Raw genomic sequence first — 16156 nt, 5'->3', positions numbered from 1 at the left:
CTGCACTGCCGAAAGGCGACGGAGGTGATTGCCGGCGCAATTCGTCCCTTTGAGTGGGAACCTGGCCGCTAAACGAAGAAACTCAGCGAGTCATATACCAATGACCAGCTTCGACAGGTAATGTCGGTATCCGTTCAAGCACAAAACGTTATGAAGTTGTGCTGAAGGCTTGACACGACCGATGTTGGTCACTCACCCCGAGAAGATGCCTCCGTTCGAGGTGTCGAAAGAGAGCGAGGCCTCAAGAAATGATCTCCCGTAGGGACGTCGTCACGGATTCCGCCATTGCCGTCGTCGCAGAGCAAGGAGTCCGCGGACTCACCCACCGCGCCGTCGACGCACTGGCCGGACTGCCGGTGGGCTCCACCTCCAATGTCTATCGCACCCGCGACGCCCTGATCACCGGGATCATGGAACGCATCGGCGAACTCAACTCCCTGCAGCTCGAGCGGCTGCCCCATACCCAGATGAGCTCCGACAGGTCGCCCGACGAGCTGGCCGTCGACTTCTGCATGAACTGGCTGACGACCGACCGCAACCGCTTCTATGCGATGGTCATGCTCAGCCTCGACCCCGCGCTTCCCACCGAGGCGCAGGCGGCCAAGGAGAAGAACCTGCGCAACTTCGACGAGTACGTCGTGCGCGTCGGCGGGGTGAGCGAAGAGGTCGCCCGCCGCGTCAACTGCGCGATGATGGGCGTGATGACCCGCGAGCTCATGGCCGGCACCGCGAGGCGGGAGAACCTCGAGGGCTACGTCCACGATGTGCTCCAGTGGATGCGTGACAACACAGCCACCGCCTGAGGTGCCCGCGGGCCGATCTCGGGCGACACGGGACCGCTCGAGGCGCCCCTGACCGGTAGAACTCAAATAGAACGCTAGAATCGACGGGTGCCGCGCATCCTGCGGATTCGCCTCGGCGGATCGCTGGCCCGCCGGCCGATCCAGTTCGTGCGCGTGAAGGAGTTCCATGACCGAAGGCAGAGTCATCGACGTCGACGTCTCGGCGGAGATGGAGAGTTCGTTCCTCGAATACGCCTATTCGGTCATCTACTCCCGCGCCCTTCCCGATGCCAGGGACGGCCTCAAGCCGGTGCAGCGCCGCATCGTCTACCAGATGGGCGACATGGGTCTGCGCCCCGACCGCGGGCATGTCAAGTCCTCCCGCATCGTCGGCGATGTCATGGGCAAGCTGCATCCTCACGGTGACACCGCCATCTACGACGCCCTGGTCAGGATGAGTCAGGACTTCATCATGCGCGTGCCCCTCGTCGACGGGCACGGCAACTTCGGTTCGCTCGACGACGGGCCGGCCGCCCCCCGATACACCGAGGCCCGCCTGACGAACGCCTCGATGCAGATGATCGCCGGCCTCGACGAGGACGTCGTCGACTTCGTCGGCAACTACGACAACACGCTGACCCAGCCCGAGGTCCTGCCGAGCGCCTTCCCGAACCTCCTCATCAACGGCGCGTCGGGCATCGCGGTGGGAATGGCGACGAACATGGCTCCCCACAACCCCGGTGAGGTCATCGCGGCCTGCTGTCACCTCATCCGTAACCCCGAGGCGAGCCTGGCCGAGTTGATGCGCTTCATCCCGGGCCCCGATCTGCCCAGCGGCGGCAGGATCATCGGACTCGACGGGGTCCGCGAGGCCTATGAATCGGGCCGCGGGACGTTCCGGACCCGGGCGACGGCGACGATCGAGAACATCAACGCCCGCCGCAAGGGCATCGTCGTCACCGAGCTGCCGTTCCTCGTCGGCCCGGAGAAGGTCGTCGCCAAGGTCAAGGACGCGGTCGGGGCGAAGAAGCTCATGGGCATCGCCTCCATCGACGACTACTCCGACCGCAAGAACGGCCTGCGCCTGGTCATCGGCGTCAAGAACGGCTTCAATCCCGAGGCCGTGCTCGCCGAGCTCTACCGGCAGACCCCGCTCGAGGAATCCTTCGGCATCAACAACGTCTGCCTCGTCGAGGGACAGCCGCGGACCCTGGGTCTGCGCGAGCTCCTCACCGTCTACCTCTCCCACCGCATCGACGTGGTCCGGCGGCGGACCGTGTTCCAGCTCGGGAAGGCCAAGGACCGCCTCCACCTCGTCGAGGGCCTGCTCATCGCGATCCTCGATATCGACGAGGTCATCCAGCTCATCCGCTCCTCCGACGACGCCGGGACCGCTCGCGCCCGCCTCATGGATGTCTTCGAGCTCTCCGAGCTGCAGGCCACCTACATCCTCGACCTGCAGCTGCGCCGTCTGACGAAGTTCTCCCGGCTCGAGCTCGAGACCGAACGCGACGAGCTGAGGAAGCGCATCGAGCACCTCGAGGGATTGCTCGCCGATGAGTCGCGTCTGCGCGAGCTCGTCGCCACGGAGCTCGAGGCCACCGCGGAGGTCATCGGATCGCCGCGTCGGACCGTCCTCATCGAGGGATCGATGAAGGAGCTGTCGGCGAAGGGGAAGAAGGTGCCCGCGGATCTCACGATCGCGGACTCGCCGTGCCGCGTGCTGCTGTCGACCTCCGGGCGCATCGCCCGGACGAACGACGCCGCCGTCCTGCCGCGGTCGGGCAAGCGGGCCAGCCACGATGCCCTGACCGCCGAGGTGGTCACCACCACCCGGGGCCGGGTCGGGGCGCTGACCTCGACGGGTCGTCTGCAGGTCGTCGAGGTCGTCGACCTCCCGGCGCTGCCTCCGGCCGCCGTGCGGCCGACAGTCGCCGGCGGCGTGAAGATCGCCGAGTACATGGGCCTGCCGAAGTCGGAGAAGGTCGTCGGCCTCATCGATCTCGACCGCGAGTTCGTCCTCGGCACCGCGGAGGGCGTCGTCAAGCGGGTGTCGGTGGCGTCGAAGCCGAACAAGGACGAGTGGGAGGCGATCGGGCTCAAGGGCAAGGACTTCGTCATCGGGGTCGCCCAGCCCGATGACATCGACGAATCGCTCGCCGTGTTCGTCACCTCGAACGCGCAGCTGCTCGCCTTCGACGCCTCCGGCCTCCGCGCGCAGGGGTGGAGCGCCTCGGGCGTGGCCGGGATCAAGCTCGCCGCCGAGGCCCGGGCGATCTTCTTCGGCATGGTGCCCAAGGAGGCGGACGCAGGTGCCGACGATGGCGTCGATGCCGCGTCGTTCAAGGTGGTGACGGTGGCCAGCGGTGAGAACTTCTACGGCGCGCCCTCCTCCTCGATCAAGGTCACCGAGTTCTCCGAGTTCCCGACCAAGGGGCGGGCCACCTCCGGCGTGCGCGCCCACCGCTTCCTCAAGGGAGAGACCGAGCTGTCGCTGGCCTGGGTCGGCGACTCCCCGCAGGCCGCGGCCCTGGCGGGCGGCGCGCGGACGCTGCCCGCGGACACCTCGAGGCGCGATGCCACCGGCTCGCCGCTCGAGTCGAAGATCGATGTCATCGGTGCGCTCCCCCGCCTCGGCGGGCCCGGCGATCCGCGGACCGGCGATCCGGGTCCGGACGACGGCGACCTGACTCCGGACGACGACGGTACAGGCGTGAGCGGTCCGGGTGCGGGCCGCGGGCGTGGAAGCGCGGGTGACGGTCAGGGTGTGCTCGACGAGGTGGACGGCATCCGCCTCGTCGACGGCTCCGAGTCCGCTGGCGCCGCGCCAGGCTCGCGTTCGCGCGGTTCGTCCGCCGCCTCTCGGGGCGGGCAGGGTCTCGCGGCGGGGCTCGATGATCTCCAGCTCGATCTCGACGACGCCAAGGAGGCGATCGCCCGGTCGAAGATGGACACCGACGACGTCGTCATCGTCTCGCACGACGACGATGACGACGACTCCGCCCTGTTCTGACCCGAACCGCACCCGGCCGCTCAGTCCCCACCCGGCCGCTCAGTCCCAACCCGGAGTGACACGTCTTCCAGTCCGCTCCATGTCAGAGCGTTCCGTGCGCACTCCCTACAGTCAGCTCGACAACCGCGCCGTGCAGCACGACAGAATGACGCCAACTGTAGGACGAGCGTTTCGGGCGCGCTCGGTCGCAGCGGATCGCTCGGACCGCGACGGTCTCTCGGGCTGGGACCGGTGGGGTGCCGGGGCCGGGACCTGTCAGGCCTCGTCCTCGATGTCGAGCTGCATCCGGGCGGCGGTTCCCCGAGTCATCTTCCGCACCCCGGTCTCCCCGAGGCCCTGCAGCGTCAGCGACTCGCGTGGCTCGAACACATAGGCGTCCGAGGTCGAGAGCACCCGCGCGGTCTCTTCGTCGGTGTAGATTGTTCCCGGCTCGGCCACCGCGGTCAGGCGCGCGGCGAGGTTGACGCTCGACCCGAAGATGTCGCCGAGGCGGGACAGCACCCGACCCCAGGCGAACCCGACCCGTGCCTGCGGCAGATCCTCCTCCGCCGAGACCCGCTCCATCAGGGTCATCGCGATCTCCGCGCCCGCGGTGGGAGTCTCCGCCGCGAAGAAGACCTCGTCGCCGACGGTCTTGATCACGCGACCGCCCCCGGCGGAGACGATGTTGTAGGCGATCCCCTGGAACTTCTGGACCATGTTCGCCAGCTGCCTGGGCTCCATCTTCTGTGACAGCCGCGTGTAGGAGACGAGGTCGATGAAGCCGACTGCGCGGGCCAGCGGCATCGACGAGTCGTACCAGCCCTGCCGGTTGTCCATGGCCAGTCCCTGGGAGACGTTGACGTTGAGGCGGCCCATCGCCTCGGCGAGGTTGCGCCGCCACGAGTACGTGAGCATCCGCTGGAGCGGGTCGACCATCTCCTCGAGGACCTGGAGCGCGTCGCGACGGGCCTCGGGATCCGTCAGCCCCTTCTCCTCGGTGAGGAACTCGACGAGCGTCTCCATCTGCCACACGACGAGGCGGTCGGTCGTCTGGCCGATCGCTCGGGCCAGCGACAGCGCGGTCTCCTGGTCGATGAGGCCGTCGGCCACGGGCTTCGCCCAGATCCGCAGGGCGTGGGCATCGGAGACGGTGTAGGCCTTCTCGTCCTCGCCGGCCTGCGGCATGCCCAGCGCGCGCCACATCTTCCGCGCCGACACGGTCGAGATGCCGCCGAGCTTCGCTGCCTCCCGGCGATCGAGCACCCGCTTGCCGTCGAGGAGGATCTCCTCGAGCCGTTCCGCGGCGCTGCGCGTCTCGTCGATCGTGCTGTCCTCGGCATCCTCGACGACGTCGAGTGCCGCGGTCCTCGGATCCGAGTGGAGTCCTCCCGCGAAATCGCCCGCGTCGTCGCCACGCTCGACGGCGTCGTCGCCGCGCTCGACGGTGTGCGTCGGCCCCTCGACGATCGGCATCGCGCTCGTCCGGGGTTGCGCCTCGTCCACTTCCGCCGAGGCGGCGGGCGGCACCGGGGTGTCGTCGCCTCCTCGGCGCGAATCGGAGACGACTCGCGGATCGTCGGGACGCGAGCGGTCCGAGCGCGGCTGTGCGTCGGCGGCCGGGTTCTCGTCCGCACGGGATGTGTCGGGCTGCGGTGGTCCGGGCTCCGAGGCCGTGGATACGCCGACTGTCGACTCCTCGGTTCCGGATGCGTCGGGCCGCGGGTGGGCGCGCCGCTGGTCCTCGGGCTGATCCGGGCTCTCGGTCATTCGGCCATCCTCAGGTGGTGGACGTCGCCGGCACTGAAGGTGCGGTCGCCGTCGAGGACGAGGTCTCCCCCGGCGTCGAGTCCGGTCGCGCGACCGACGATGCTGCTCCCGTCGGGACGTTCGACCCTGACCAGGGCGCCCAGGGTCACCATGTTCTCCCGCACGGCCGCGGCCGTGGTGCTGGAGCCGAACTCCTCCTCGCCGCCGTCGATGAGCTCCCGATAGGCGGGGATGAAGCGCCTGAGCACCGAGACGACGAGCTGGCCGTGGTCGATCTCCGACCCGTCGGTGCCCTTCTCGATCGCCAGCGAACTCGCCGTCTCGCGCGGCAGATCGGCTTTGCCGAGCCGGGTGTTGATCCCCATGCCGAGGACGATCTGAGGCAGACCCGCTCGGGACTCGATCCGGGCGAGGATGCCGCAGAGCTTGTCCCCTGCGGGGGTGAGCACATCGTTGGGCCACTTGAGCACGGCGGGAACCCCCGCCTCGGCGATCGCGGCGCGGACGGCCTCTCCGGCCAGGAGCGGGATCCACCCCCAGGAGCCGACCATGGCACCGGGACCGAGGAGGATCGAGAACGTCAGCGATCGGCGGGGCGGCACGGTCCAGGTGCGCCCGAGTCGGCCGTGGCCGGCGTTCTGATGATCGGTGCCGCGGATCGTGTACTCACGCGGCGGAGCCGAGGGATCAACGCCCGCGGCGGCGCTGACGGTGAGCCCACGACCGGCGGCCGCCGCGGCGAGGGAGGTCGCACCGGTGACGAGACCAGCCAGTTCGTCATTCGTCGAAGAGCAGGACTCGTCCCAGATGACGAGGGGCAGATCGAGCCCGTCGGCGCGGGCTTCGGCACGGACGGAATCCACGTCGACGAGGAGGGAAGTGTGTTGGCTGTTCACCAGTCCACTTTAGATTCTTTTGGCGACAGTGCACAACGAACGCGCCGCTCCTCGATAGTCTGGGACGCATGACCCACACCCCTCGCACCACAGCCGAGCGCATCGATGCCTTCCTCCAGCGCCGCGACGCGGCCCACCGCGGCAATGAGAAGGCGGTGGAGAACCAGCACAAGCGCGGCAAGCAGACCGCGCGCGAGCGCATCGACGCGCTCCTCGATGAGGAGTCGTTCCAGGAGATCGACGAGTTCGCCCGGCACCACAATCATCAGTTCGGGATGCAGGACAATCGGCCCGACGGCGACGGCGTCGTCTGCGGACTGGGCACGATCGACGGGCGCACGGTCGCCGTCTTCGCGCACGACTTCACCGTCCTCGGCGGATCCCTCGCCGAGGCGAACGGACGCAAGATCGTCAAGGTCCAGGAGCTCGCCCTCAAGCTCGGCTGCCCGATCATCGGCATCAACGACTCGGGAGGGGCCCGGATCCAGGAGGGCGTCGGCTCGATCGCCCTCTTCGCCGAGATCTTCCGGCTCAACGTCGCCTCCTCGGGGGTCATCCCGCAGATCTCGCTGATCATGGGACCCTCGGCCGGCGGCGCCGTCTACTCCCCCGCGCTCACCGACGTCACGATCATGGTCGACAAGACCAGCCACATGTACATCACCGGCCCCGACGTCATCAGGACGGTCACCGGAGAGGAGGTCGGGCACGAGGAGCTCGGCGGCGGACGGACGAACAACACGGTCTCCGGCAACGCCCACTACCTCGCCTCCGACGAGGAGGACGCGCTCAACTACGTGCGCGACCTGCTCTCGTTCCTCCCGCAGAACAACCTCGATCCCGCCGATGCCGACGTGTTCGAGTCCGATCTGTCACTGACCCCGGAGGACGAAGAGCTCGATGCGCTCATGCCGGATTCGCCCTCCCAGCCCTACGACATCCTCGACGTCGTCACCACCGTCCTCGACGACGGGGAGTTCCTCCAGGTGTCCGAGCTCTTCGCTCCGAACGTCGTCACCGGATTCGGTCGCGTCGAGGGCACGAGCGTGGGAGTCATCGCCAATCAGCCCATGCAGCTGGCCGGCACGCTCGACATCGACGCCTCCGAGAAGGCCGCCCGTTTCGTCAGGATGTGCGACGCCTTCAACATCCCCATCCTCACCTTCGTCGACGTCCCGGGTTTCCTGCCCGGCACCGACCAGGAGTACGGGGGGATCATCCGACGCGGCGCGAAGCTCATCTACGCCTACGGCGAGGCGACGGTCCCCCTCATCACGCTCATCACCCGCAAGGCCTACGGCGGAGCGTACTGCGTGATGGGGTCGAAGCAGCTCGGCGCCGACATCAACCTCGCCTGGCCGAGCGCGCAGATCGCGGTGATGGGCGCCCAGGGAGCGGCGAACATCGTCTACCGCCGCAAGCTCAAAGCCGCCGAGGAGGCCGGTGAGGACGTCGAGGCGCTGCGTGCCGAGCTCATCCAGGACTACGAGGATGCCCTGCTCAATCCGTATCTGGCCGCCGAGGAGGGCTACATCGACGCGGTCATCCGTCCGAGCGAGACCCGCGGCCGCATCGTCCGCGCCCTGCGGGCGCTGAAGAACAAGCATGTCGACGCGCCGGCGCGCAAGCACGGTAACATCCCCCTATGAGCGAGGACGTCGAGACTGCCGACATGATCGGAGGTGCCGGTGCGGACTCACGACCCGTCGTGCGAGCCCACGACGGCGAACCGGTGACCGAGGAGATGGCCAGCGCCGCTGCCGTGGCCGCAGTGGTGGCCATCCGCCAGGTCGCCGCCGCCTACGCGGCCCATCAGGCCGCCGTGCACGCCCAGCTGGAGACGACGAAGCACGACCGCGCCGGCTTCAACGCCCCGCGACGCAACGTCCGCAAGCGCCTCCCCGCGACCTGGACCTCGCGCTAGCCGTCTCCCTCACTGGCCGGCCCCGGGCTTCCCCTCAGAGTCCCGGTGCCGGCGCCTCCGGGCGCGACGTGCCGCCGCCCTCAGTACCCGAGCTTCGCGTTGGCGAGGACGGGGATCGCCGTGGCGGCCTCGTCGGCGACGGACGGATCGACGTCGACGACCTCCAGGGCCTCCTCGCCGCCGAGTTCGACGACGACCCGGCCGAACGGATCGACGACGAGGCTGTGGCCCACTCCGGTGGGCCCATTCTTCGGGACCTCGACCCCGGTGACCTGCGGGTCCGCCTGCCCCAGGGCGATGATGAACATATTGGAGTCGAGCGCCCTGGCCCGGGCCAGGACCTGCCACTGCTCGACCTTGCCGGGGCCGGCGCCCCACGAGGCGGAGACGATGGCGATCCGCGCACCGCGGCGGCTGACCTCGGCGTACAGCTTCGGGAACCGGATGTCGTAGCAGATCGTCAAACCGATCTCCTCACCGGCGACATCGATGAGGAGCGGCTCCTCCCCGGGGACGACGGTCTCCGACTCCTTGAAGCCGAACGCGTCGTAGAGGTGGATCTTCGCGTACTCGGCGCGACTCCCGTCCGGGTAGTAGGCGGCGAGCAGGTTGATGACCTTGTCCTCGGCCGCGGCGAACTCCCCGACGACGACGATGGTCCCGGTCTCGGCGGCGAGGTTCGCCAGCGACGCCTGCCATGACGGCAGGTGCTCGTCGGCCTGGCCCCGTAGTTCCCGGTTGAAGGCCGACATCGTCGCCTCGGGGAAGACGACGAGTTCGGCTCCCGAGTCGGCCGCGCGGCGCGTGAAGTCCTCGACCTTGGCCAGGTTCGCCGCGACGTCGGTGGTGGAGTTGATCTGCGCAAGTGCGATTCTCATGGACCGTCCTCTGACTTCTCGGGTGCCGACGGCGCCGCGTCCCGCACCGTCACCGCCGAGGCTGTGCTCCGCTCGGCCCCATCAGGCTATCGCGCCCGGCCGCCCGAGAGAACCCAGCCGTCTCGGCCGCCCCCTCAGCCGAGGAACTCCCGTCCGGGCCGACCGCCGCGGTAGCGGCCGTGGACCCAGTAGTAGACGATCGTCGCGAGCACGACGAGGCCTGCGCAGAGCATGAACATCCCGCTTCCGCCCGTCAACGGCATGAGGGCGCCGAGGATGATCGGCCCGATGCCCGAACCCGCGTCGAGGAGCAGGAAGAACGACGAGGTGGCCACCGGCACTCGGGTCCTGTCGACGGATTTCACGGTGATCGCCTGCGCGCACGGCATGAGGGAGCCGAAGCCGAGCCCGATGAGGATGCCGGCGACGATGATCCCGGTCATCGTCGGGACCAGCGCCAGGAGCACGTTTCCGGCGATGTTGAGGACGAGCACCGGAACGATGACGACATTGTCGCCGAGCACGTCCTGGATCCTGCCGACGAAGAGGCGGGCCGCCAGTGAGGCGATCGCGTAGGCGACGAAGAACAGCGACGCAGCGCCGGCCACACCATTGTCCTCGGCATAGCCGGCCAGGAACACCAGCGCCGCGGCGTATGCGGTGCCGGCGATGAGCATGATCAGTCCGATCCGCAGGCCCACCGGGTCGACGAGCGTGTTCAGCTGCAGACGCCACTTGCTCTCGCGCTGGGCGGCGCTGAGCTCCTGTTCGGGCAGCTTGATGACGAAGCACAGGACGAGCGCGATGATGGACACGAGCGCGGAGGCGATGAAGAGCATGGGGTAGTCGAACTCGCGCGGGAGGACGACGCCCAGGTACGGTCCCAGGGCGGTGGACAGAGTCGTCGCGGTGCCGAAGTAGCCCGTGCCCTCGCCTCGGCGGGCGGACGGGATGATGCTCTGGATCGCAGTCATGATCGCGGTGTTGCCGGCCCCGAAGGCGATGCCGTGGATGAGACGGACGGCGATGAGGAGGACGAGGGTGTCGGCCGCGAGATAGGCGACCGAGGCGAGGACGAACACGGCCATCGAGATGACCAGCAGCTTCCGCCGGCCGATGAAGTCGAGGTATTTCCCCGTCAGGATGCGGGAGATGACGGCGCCGACGATGAACCCGGAGGAGGCGAACCCGGCGGCGGCGTCGCCCGCGGAGAACCGCGCGACGGCGTATCCGGCCATCGAGGTCATGAGCAGGTAGAACACCATCGACATCGCCAGGTTGAGGCAGATGCCGACGATGAAGTCCTTGGTCCACAGTCGTGAGTCCGTCACTGAGTCGTCTTCTCGCTTCCCGTCGGTGTTGTCGCACTGCTCCCTGCCGGAGAGAACCTATCCATGCTATCCGCACCTCCGCCGCCCGATCCGTCCTACGGGCTGGTGATCTTGCTCTACTCCGCCGCAGGCACACTCCTCAGGTCCCTCGCTCGCCCTGGATACAGGGAGATGACCTGCGAGGACTGTGTCCATGGCCATATAGAGTGGCGGCATGACCGAGAACAGAACCCCCTCAGCCGTCGACGCGGTGGCCGAAGACCACGTCGACGGATCCCTCGCCCTGTCCCCCTCCCTCGCCCTCTACCTCGGCCTCGACGGGGCCTCCGGCTTCGACGACTTCTCCCCCGCCGGCCTGGCCGCCAAGCACGACCTCACTCTCGACACCCTCCGGAAGCTCGCCGAGGCCGAACGCGGCGCCGACCTCGACGACGTCGACCTCGTCACCCTCGACGCGATGCGCGAGCGGCTGACGGTCGAGAAGGAGCGCTACGAGGCCGGGCACGACCACGCCAGCCTCAATGTCATCGCCTCTCCCCTGCAGGACATCCGCGACGCCTTCGACCTCCTGCCGACGGCGACGACCGAGGACTGGGAGACCGTCGAGACGACGATGGCCGCGGTACCGGACTCCGTGTCCGGCTACCAGGAGTCCCTGCGCTTGGCCACGAGCCGCGGGCAGGTGGCCGCGCGCATCCAGATCGAGAAGGTCGTCGACCAGGCGGTGGCCCTGTCCGAGCCGGGAAGCAGCTTCGATGCCCTCGTCGCCCGCGCCGAGGCGGTACCCGATTCCCTGTTCACGGCGCTTCGCACCGACGCCGAGGCGGTGCGCGGGTCCTTCCGCGAGCTGGCCGAGTTCCTTCGCACTGAGCTCCTCCCGGTCGCTCCCGAGAACGAGGCCTGCGGCAGGGAGGCCTACGCCCTGCACTCCCGCGACTTCCTCGGCGCGAGCGTCGATCTCGACGAGACCTACGCCTGGGGCCTCGAGGAGCTCGCCCGCATCGACGCCGAGCAGCGTGAGGTCGCGTCGAGGATCGATCCCGACGCCGACCTGTTCGCGGTAATGGACCAGCTCAACAGGGATCCGCAGCGGACGCTGCACGGCACCGACGCGCTGCGCGACTGGATGCAGCAGGTCGCCGACGACGCGATCACTGAGCTCGGCCGCACCCATTTCGACATTCCCGAGCCCGTGCGGACCATCGAGTGCATGATCGCTCCCTCGGCCACCGGCGGCATCTACTACACGGGCCCCACGGACGACTTCTCCCGTCCCGGGCGAATGTGGTGGTCGGTGCCCGAGGGCGTCACGGAGTTCGCCACCTGGCAGGAGAAGACCACGGTCTACCACGAGGGCGTGCCCGGCCACCACCTCCAGGTCGGTCAGGCGACCTATGTCTCCGACACTCTCAACCGGTGGCGCCGCCTCATGTGCTGGGTGTCGGGCCACGGTGAGGGCTGGGCCCTCTACGCCGAGAGGCTCATGGCCGACCTCGGGTTCCTCGAGGATCCCGCGGACCGTCTCGGCATGCTCGATTCGCAGCGGCTGCGCGCGGCTCGGGTCGTCCTCGACATCGGCTTCCACCTCGGGCTCGAGGCGCCGGCAAGCCTGGGCGGCGGGACCTGGAACCGGGGGAAGGCCTGGCAGTTCCTCACCGACAACGTCGCGATGGACCGCAGCTTCCTCGCGTTCGAGCTCGACCGCTACCTCGGCTGGCCCGGTCAGGCCCCGAGCTACAAGATCGGGCAGCGCCTGTGGGAGCAGTTCCGCGACGAGGCGAAAGTCGCACAGGGAGCGGACTTCGATCTCAAGGCGTTCCACACGAAGGCGCTGAACCTCGGCTCGGTCGGACTCGACACGCTCGGTCGGGCGCTGCGGCGGTGAGCCCGTCTCACTCAGCGGGGTGAAGCATGCTGCTCACCAGTTCGCAGGCGGCCGGGATCGGTTCGACGATGCCCACATCGACCTCGTCCCGAAGGCGCCGGGCCGTCGCGCTCAGCGGGCCGCCGCCGATGATCATCGACTCCGCGCCGTTCTCGCTGCCACGCCGGACCGCGGCCAGCAGCTGCCTGAACTGCTCGTCCGGGTCGGCGGCGAGATCGAGCGGGTCCGCCTCAGTGAGCTCTATCCCGGTGAACCGTTCCTCGCCGTCGTGGGCCTCGACGAGGCGACGCAGCGAATCGGCGAGCAGTCGCGTCGTCGTCGCGATCCCGAAGGGGCCGTCGGCGGCGGCCCGGAGGATCGCCGCCTGACCGATCCCGATGACCGGGATCGTGAGGGCCTCGGCCAGCTCCGTCCTGCCCGGGTCCCCGAAGGCGGAGACGATGATCGCATCGGCGTGCTCGGCCACCTGGTGGCCCAGCTGGACGACGGGCACCACCGACTCCTCCAGCGCCACGGTCTCGGTGATCATCCGGGGACCGAACGGGGCGGTGTATCCCTCGACCCTCCACTCAGGCAGGGTCTCCCGGGCCAGGTCGACCATCATGTCGGTCGTGGCGGCATTCGTGTTCGGGTTGATCAGAGCGATCGTTCGAGGCTCAGACGACATCGGCGAGATCCTCTTCCTCCATCGGCTTTCCGAACGTCTCCGGCGGGAACTGGATCGCGACCGCGATGATGACGAACAGTCCCGCCAGGACGCTGAACATCCCGATGAGTCCGTGCGAATCGAAGACAGCACCTGCCACGAGGGGGAAGAGCCCGCCGGAGAGCGAGCCTGCGGCAAGGATGATCGAAGTGCCGAAACCTCGGACGCGGGTCGGATAGAGCTCGGGGGCGAAGAGCCAGATCGTCGTGTTCTGCACGATGATCGCGAAGTTGAACAGCGCGCCGAAGATGAGGACGAAGACGATGTCGGAGCCGAGGAAGGCGATGCACAGTCCGGAGGCGCAGCCGAGGGTCGCGGCCATCGTCGTCACCTTCTTGCGCGGCAGCTTGCTGGCCAGGTAGGACGCGGAGACGGCGCCGAGCAGCGATCCGGACTGCATGATCAGCGTGAACCACAGGCTCTGGTTGAGTTCATAGCCGGTGCTCACCAGGATGAAGGGCATCAGGGTGAGCATCGAGATCTGCGCGGCGTAGGACATGCCCACGGCGATGACGAGGAAGAGGGTGCGCAGCAGGTACTTCCTGTTGAAGACCATCTTCCACAGTCCCCGGCGGGAGGGTTCGAGGGGCAGGGGCATGCCGCCGACGGTGGGTTCGGTGAGGAACTGCTCGGGGGCCTCGATGGGACCGCGCAGCTGCCCCCGGGCGAACCGGTTGATGACGATGTTCGCCTCGTGGACGCGGCCGTTCGCGGCGAGGTAGCGCGGGGTCTCGGGAACATTGCGGCGGAACCAGAGGACCATCAGGGCCGGGAGGAAGAGCAGCGCGAACACCCAGCGCCACTGGTCATCGCCCGGGAAGAGAGCGAAGACGAGGATGCCGAACGCCGGGGCGAGCATGTTGCCCAGGCCCGCAGCGGTGATGTTGATGAGGCCGACCGCCGGTCCACGGTGCTTCGCCGAGAAGTACTCGGCCATCATGATCACGGCGACGGCGATCTCACCGCCGAGTCCGAAGCCGACGATGAAGCGTCCGATGGCCAGGACCGCGTAGTTCGGGGCGAGAGCGCAGAGCAGAGACCCGCCGGCGAAGATGATGAGGTTGATGAGCAGCATGTTGCGCCGGCCGAACTTGTCGACGATCAGGCCCGTCGCGACCCGCCCGAGCGCCGTGGCGGTGAAGGTCATCGTGTTGAGGAACCCGATCTCGGCGCCTCCGATCCCCCACTGCTCCTGGAGGACGGGGCCGGTGATGCCGACCGCGTTCTGTTCGAGGGCGTCGAAGAACACGCCGAGGAGGATCATGAGCACGACATGCTTGTGGGCGCCCGTCACCCCGATCCGGTCATAGGCTGATTCGATCTGGTCGGCCAAGGGAACTCTGCCCGTGGACGGACCGGACTGCTGGGACATGGTCATCGCCGAGGTCTCCTCTTCGAGAACGCGTCAACATCGTTGACTGAAATGGTATTCCAAAAGTATGATCGGAATCACAAGATGTCAAGAGGCCCCAGAATAATCAGGTTCTGAGCTCGAGGAACTGTATACCAATCCAATATTGCTGACCCGGTATCGCTCCCGGCGGTTCCGGAGGCCCGACCTTTCGGTGAGGACTCGGCGAGTGAGAGAATGTCTGCGATGAGAACCAGCGATTCAGCACGTTCGGAGACGGTCCGCGTCACCGACATCCTCCGCGATGAGATCATCGACGGTGTCCGGAAGCCGGGCAGCAGGCTCGTCGAACGCGACCTGGCCAGGGAGCTCGGCGTCAGCCGCGTGCCCATCCGGGAGGCCCTCAAACAGCTCGCCGGCGAGGGCCTGGTGAGCCCTCGACCCAACACGTGGTCGACGGTGCGTGAGTTCACGGCAAGCGACATCGCCGATCTCAACGAGGTCCTCGGGGCCTTCGAGGTGATGACCTTCGAGCTGGCGGCGCAGCGGCACACCCGGGAGGGGCTGGCCGACCTCGAGGCCGCCGTCGCGCGCGGGCGTGAGTTCGCGGCGCGCGGCGACGCGATCGGTGCGCGCCGCGCCGCCGCGGACTTCCATGAGATCGTCACCGAGCTGGCGGGCAACGTGCTCCTCGTGGAGATCGGCGGGCTCCTCAGCTCACGGAAACGCTGGCTGCTCAGCCAGCACGACGACCTCGCCCACGTCGCCGAGGAGCACGCCGGGCTCTGCGAGGCCATCGCCCGGCGTGATGTCAGCGGGATCAGCGCTCTCGTGCTCGATCATCTCGAGTCCAGTCAGCGGCGGCACATCGCGCACAGCGAGAAGAGCCTGCGTGAGGCCGAGCAATCCGCCCCGAACTCGGATCACGACCTCAGCCGATCACCATCGTGACGAGAAATCTCCTGCGCGTCTGAGGCCGTCTCATCCCTGCGGACGGATGATGCGTCGCTCGATCGCAGCGGCCACGGCACCGGTCCGGGTGTCCACGCCGAGCTTCGTGTAGATGTGCGCGAGATGTGCCTTCACGGTGCCCTCGGAGATGAGCATCTCCTTCGCGAGCTCCTTGTTCCCCAGACCTCGGGCGAGGAGTTCGAGCACTTCGACCTCGCGCTCCGTCACGGTCGGACCCGGCTGCGAGCTGCGGCGCACCAGCGTCGAGGCGATCGCCGGCGAGAGCACGGTCTCGCCCCGGGCAGTGGCTCGGATCGCGGCGAAGAGCTCCTCGGCCGGAGCGTCCTTGAGCAGGTAGCCGCTGGCGCCGGAATCGAGGGCGCGGAGGATGTCGGACTCCGTCTGATAGGTCGTGAGCACGAGGACGCGCGGAGGGCGTTCGGTCGCGGCGTCCGCGCCGGAGATGGCGGCGGTGATCGCGGCGCCGGAGTGCGCTGCCGCGCCGAGATTGAGGTCCATGAGCACGACGTCGGGCCGGTGACCTGCCACCGCGCGCAGGGCGGAATCCATGTCCTGCGCCTCGGCGACGACGCTCATGTCCCCGTGCCCGTTGATGAGCGCCGCCAATCCTGCGCGCACGATCGGATGATCGTCGACCAGGAGGATCCGGATCCGGTCCGCAGTCATTCC

General features: G+C 68.2%; 13 protein-coding genes. 6 read left to right on the top strand and 7 right to left on the bottom strand.

All coding sequences use genetic code 11. The features are described from left to right. Positions 1-248: 248 nt before the first annotated feature. Both DFO65_RS04665 and DFO65_RS17140 read left to right on the top strand, forming a co-directional pair. A complete protein-coding gene (locus DFO65_RS04665) occupies positions 249-803 on the top strand; it encodes a TetR/AcrR family transcriptional regulator (RefSeq protein WP_113903265.1) in 555 nt (184 codons plus the stop codon). A 166-nt stretch (positions 804-969) separates the two neighbouring features. Further along, positions 970-3795 (top strand): DNA gyrase/topoisomerase IV subunit A, encoded by a 2826-nt coding sequence (locus DFO65_RS17140; protein WP_220151237.1) that lies wholly within the window; start codon positions 970-972, stop codon positions 3793-3795. 255 nt (positions 3796-4050) lie between these two features. Here DFO65_RS17140 and DFO65_RS04655 read toward each other — a convergent pair whose 3' ends face one another. Together DFO65_RS04655 and DFO65_RS04650 are read right to left on the bottom strand one after the other, a co-directional pair. Further along, complete coding sequence (locus DFO65_RS04655; protein WP_245940480.1) at positions 4051-5544, bottom strand: adenylate/guanylate cyclase domain-containing protein; 1494 nt, start codon at positions 5542-5544, stop codon at positions 4051-4053. After that, complete coding sequence (locus DFO65_RS04650; RefSeq protein WP_113903263.1) at positions 5541-6440, bottom strand: biotin--[acetyl-CoA-carboxylase] ligase; 900 nt, start codon at positions 6438-6440, stop codon at positions 5541-5543. Before DFO65_RS04650 ends, DFO65_RS04655 begins: the two co-directional genes overlap by 4 nt. A 68-nt stretch (positions 6441-6508) precedes the next feature. Between DFO65_RS04650 and DFO65_RS04645 the strand changes: the two genes are divergently transcribed. Beyond that, positions 6509-8089, top strand: a complete 1581-nt coding sequence (locus tag DFO65_RS04645; protein WP_113903262.1) for an acyl-CoA carboxylase subunit beta — start codon at positions 6509-6511, stop codon at positions 8087-8089. Beyond that, positions 8086-8364 carry a hypothetical protein gene (locus DFO65_RS04640; RefSeq protein WP_245940479.1) on the top strand — a complete coding sequence of 93 codons (279 nt, stop codon included), beginning with the start codon at positions 8086-8088 and terminating at the stop codon, positions 8362-8364. The genes DFO65_RS04645 and DFO65_RS04640 overlap by 4 nt, the downstream gene beginning before the upstream one ends. Positions 8365-8444: 80 nt before the next feature. On the opposite strand, the gene DFO65_RS04635 is transcribed toward DFO65_RS04640, so the two are convergent. Continuing rightward, positions 8445-9242 carry a carbon-nitrogen hydrolase family protein gene (locus DFO65_RS04635; RefSeq protein ID WP_113903261.1) on the bottom strand — a complete coding sequence of 266 codons (798 nt, stop codon included), beginning with the start codon at positions 9240-9242 and terminating at the stop codon, positions 8445-8447. A 134-nt stretch (positions 9243-9376) separates the two neighbouring features. Then, positions 9377-10573 (bottom strand): MFS transporter, encoded by a 1197-nt coding sequence (locus DFO65_RS04630; protein ID WP_113903260.1) that lies wholly within the window; start codon positions 10571-10573, stop codon positions 9377-9379. Between the two features lie 214 nt (positions 10574-10787). Here DFO65_RS04630 and DFO65_RS04625 point away from each other — a divergent pair, with 214 nt between their 5' ends. Further along, positions 10788-12458, top strand: coding sequence for a DUF885 domain-containing protein (locus DFO65_RS04625; protein WP_113903259.1), 1671 nt, complete (start codon positions 10788-10790; stop codon positions 12456-12458). A 7-nt stretch (positions 12459-12465) separates the two neighbouring features. Here the strand turns inward: DFO65_RS04625 and DFO65_RS04620 are convergent, their stop codons facing one another. Both DFO65_RS04620 and DFO65_RS04615 read right to left on the bottom strand, forming a co-directional pair. Further along, the gene (locus DFO65_RS04620) at positions 12466-13125 is read right to left on the bottom strand and encodes an aspartate/glutamate racemase family protein (protein WP_113903258.1); all 660 of its coding nucleotides are present in this window, start codon (positions 13123-13125) and stop codon (positions 12466-12468) included. After that, positions 13115-14542 carry an MFS transporter gene (locus tag DFO65_RS04615; RefSeq protein WP_245940478.1) on the bottom strand — a complete coding sequence of 476 codons (1428 nt, stop codon included), beginning with the start codon at positions 14540-14542 and terminating at the stop codon, positions 13115-13117. Before DFO65_RS04615 ends, DFO65_RS04620 begins: the two co-directional genes overlap by 11 nt. A gap of 219 nt (positions 14543-14761) precedes the next feature. On the opposite strand from DFO65_RS04615, the gene DFO65_RS04610 reads away from it, so the two are divergent. Continuing rightward, positions 14762-15466 carry a GntR family transcriptional regulator gene (locus tag DFO65_RS04610; protein WP_113903257.1) on the top strand — a complete coding sequence of 235 codons (705 nt, stop codon included), beginning with the start codon at positions 14762-14764 and terminating at the stop codon, positions 15464-15466. A 30-nt stretch (positions 15467-15496) separates the two neighbouring features. Here the strand turns inward: DFO65_RS04610 and DFO65_RS04605 are convergent, their stop codons facing one another. Beyond that, entirely contained in the window at positions 15497-16153 is a 657-nt protein-coding gene (locus tag DFO65_RS04605) for a response regulator (RefSeq protein WP_113903256.1), read from the bottom strand. Between the last annotated feature and the right edge of the window lie 3 nt (positions 16154-16156).

This window comes from Brevibacterium sanguinis, assembly GCF_003315415.1.
GTDB lineage: Bacteria > Actinomycetota > Actinomycetes > Actinomycetales > Brevibacteriaceae > Brevibacterium > Brevibacterium celere_A.
The sequence above is the reverse complement of the archived record's forward strand: the minus strand, read 5'-3'. Positions and strand labels throughout refer to the sequence as shown.

Coding starts and splice junctions, on each gene's coding strand:
- DFO65_RS04635 (WP_113903261.1), bottom strand. CDS start 9,242: ATGAGAATCGCACTTGCGCAGATCAACTCCACCACCGACGTCGCGGCG.
- DFO65_RS04610 (WP_113903257.1), top strand. CDS start 14,762: ATGAGAACCAGCGATTCAGCACGTTCGGAGACGGTCCGCGTCACCGAC.
- DFO65_RS04615 (WP_245940478.1), bottom strand. CDS start 14,542: ATGACCATGTCCCAGCAGTCCGGTCCGTCCACGGGCAGAGTTCCCTTG.
- DFO65_RS04645 (WP_113903262.1), top strand. CDS start 6,509: ATGACCCACACCCCTCGCACCACAGCCGAGCGCATCGATGCCTTCCTC.
- DFO65_RS17140 (WP_220151237.1), top strand. CDS start 970: ATGACCGAAGGCAGAGTCATCGACGTCGACGTCTCGGCGGAGATGGAG.
- DFO65_RS04620 (WP_113903258.1), bottom strand. CDS start 13,125: ATGTCGTCTGAGCCTCGAACGATCGCTCTGATCAACCCGAACACGAAT.
- DFO65_RS04665 (WP_113903265.1), top strand. CDS start 249: ATGATCTCCCGTAGGGACGTCGTCACGGATTCCGCCATTGCCGTCGTC.
- DFO65_RS04640 (WP_245940479.1), top strand. CDS start 8,086: ATGAGCGAGGACGTCGAGACTGCCGACATGATCGGAGGTGCCGGTGCG.
- DFO65_RS04655 (WP_245940480.1), bottom strand. CDS start 5,544: ATGACCGAGAGCCCGGATCAGCCCGAGGACCAGCGGCGCGCCCACCCG.
- DFO65_RS04605 (WP_113903256.1), bottom strand. CDS start 16,153: ATGACTGCGGACCGGATCCGGATCCTCCTGGTCGACGATCATCCGATC.
- DFO65_RS04625 (WP_113903259.1), top strand. CDS start 10,788: ATGACCGAGAACAGAACCCCCTCAGCCGTCGACGCGGTGGCCGAAGAC.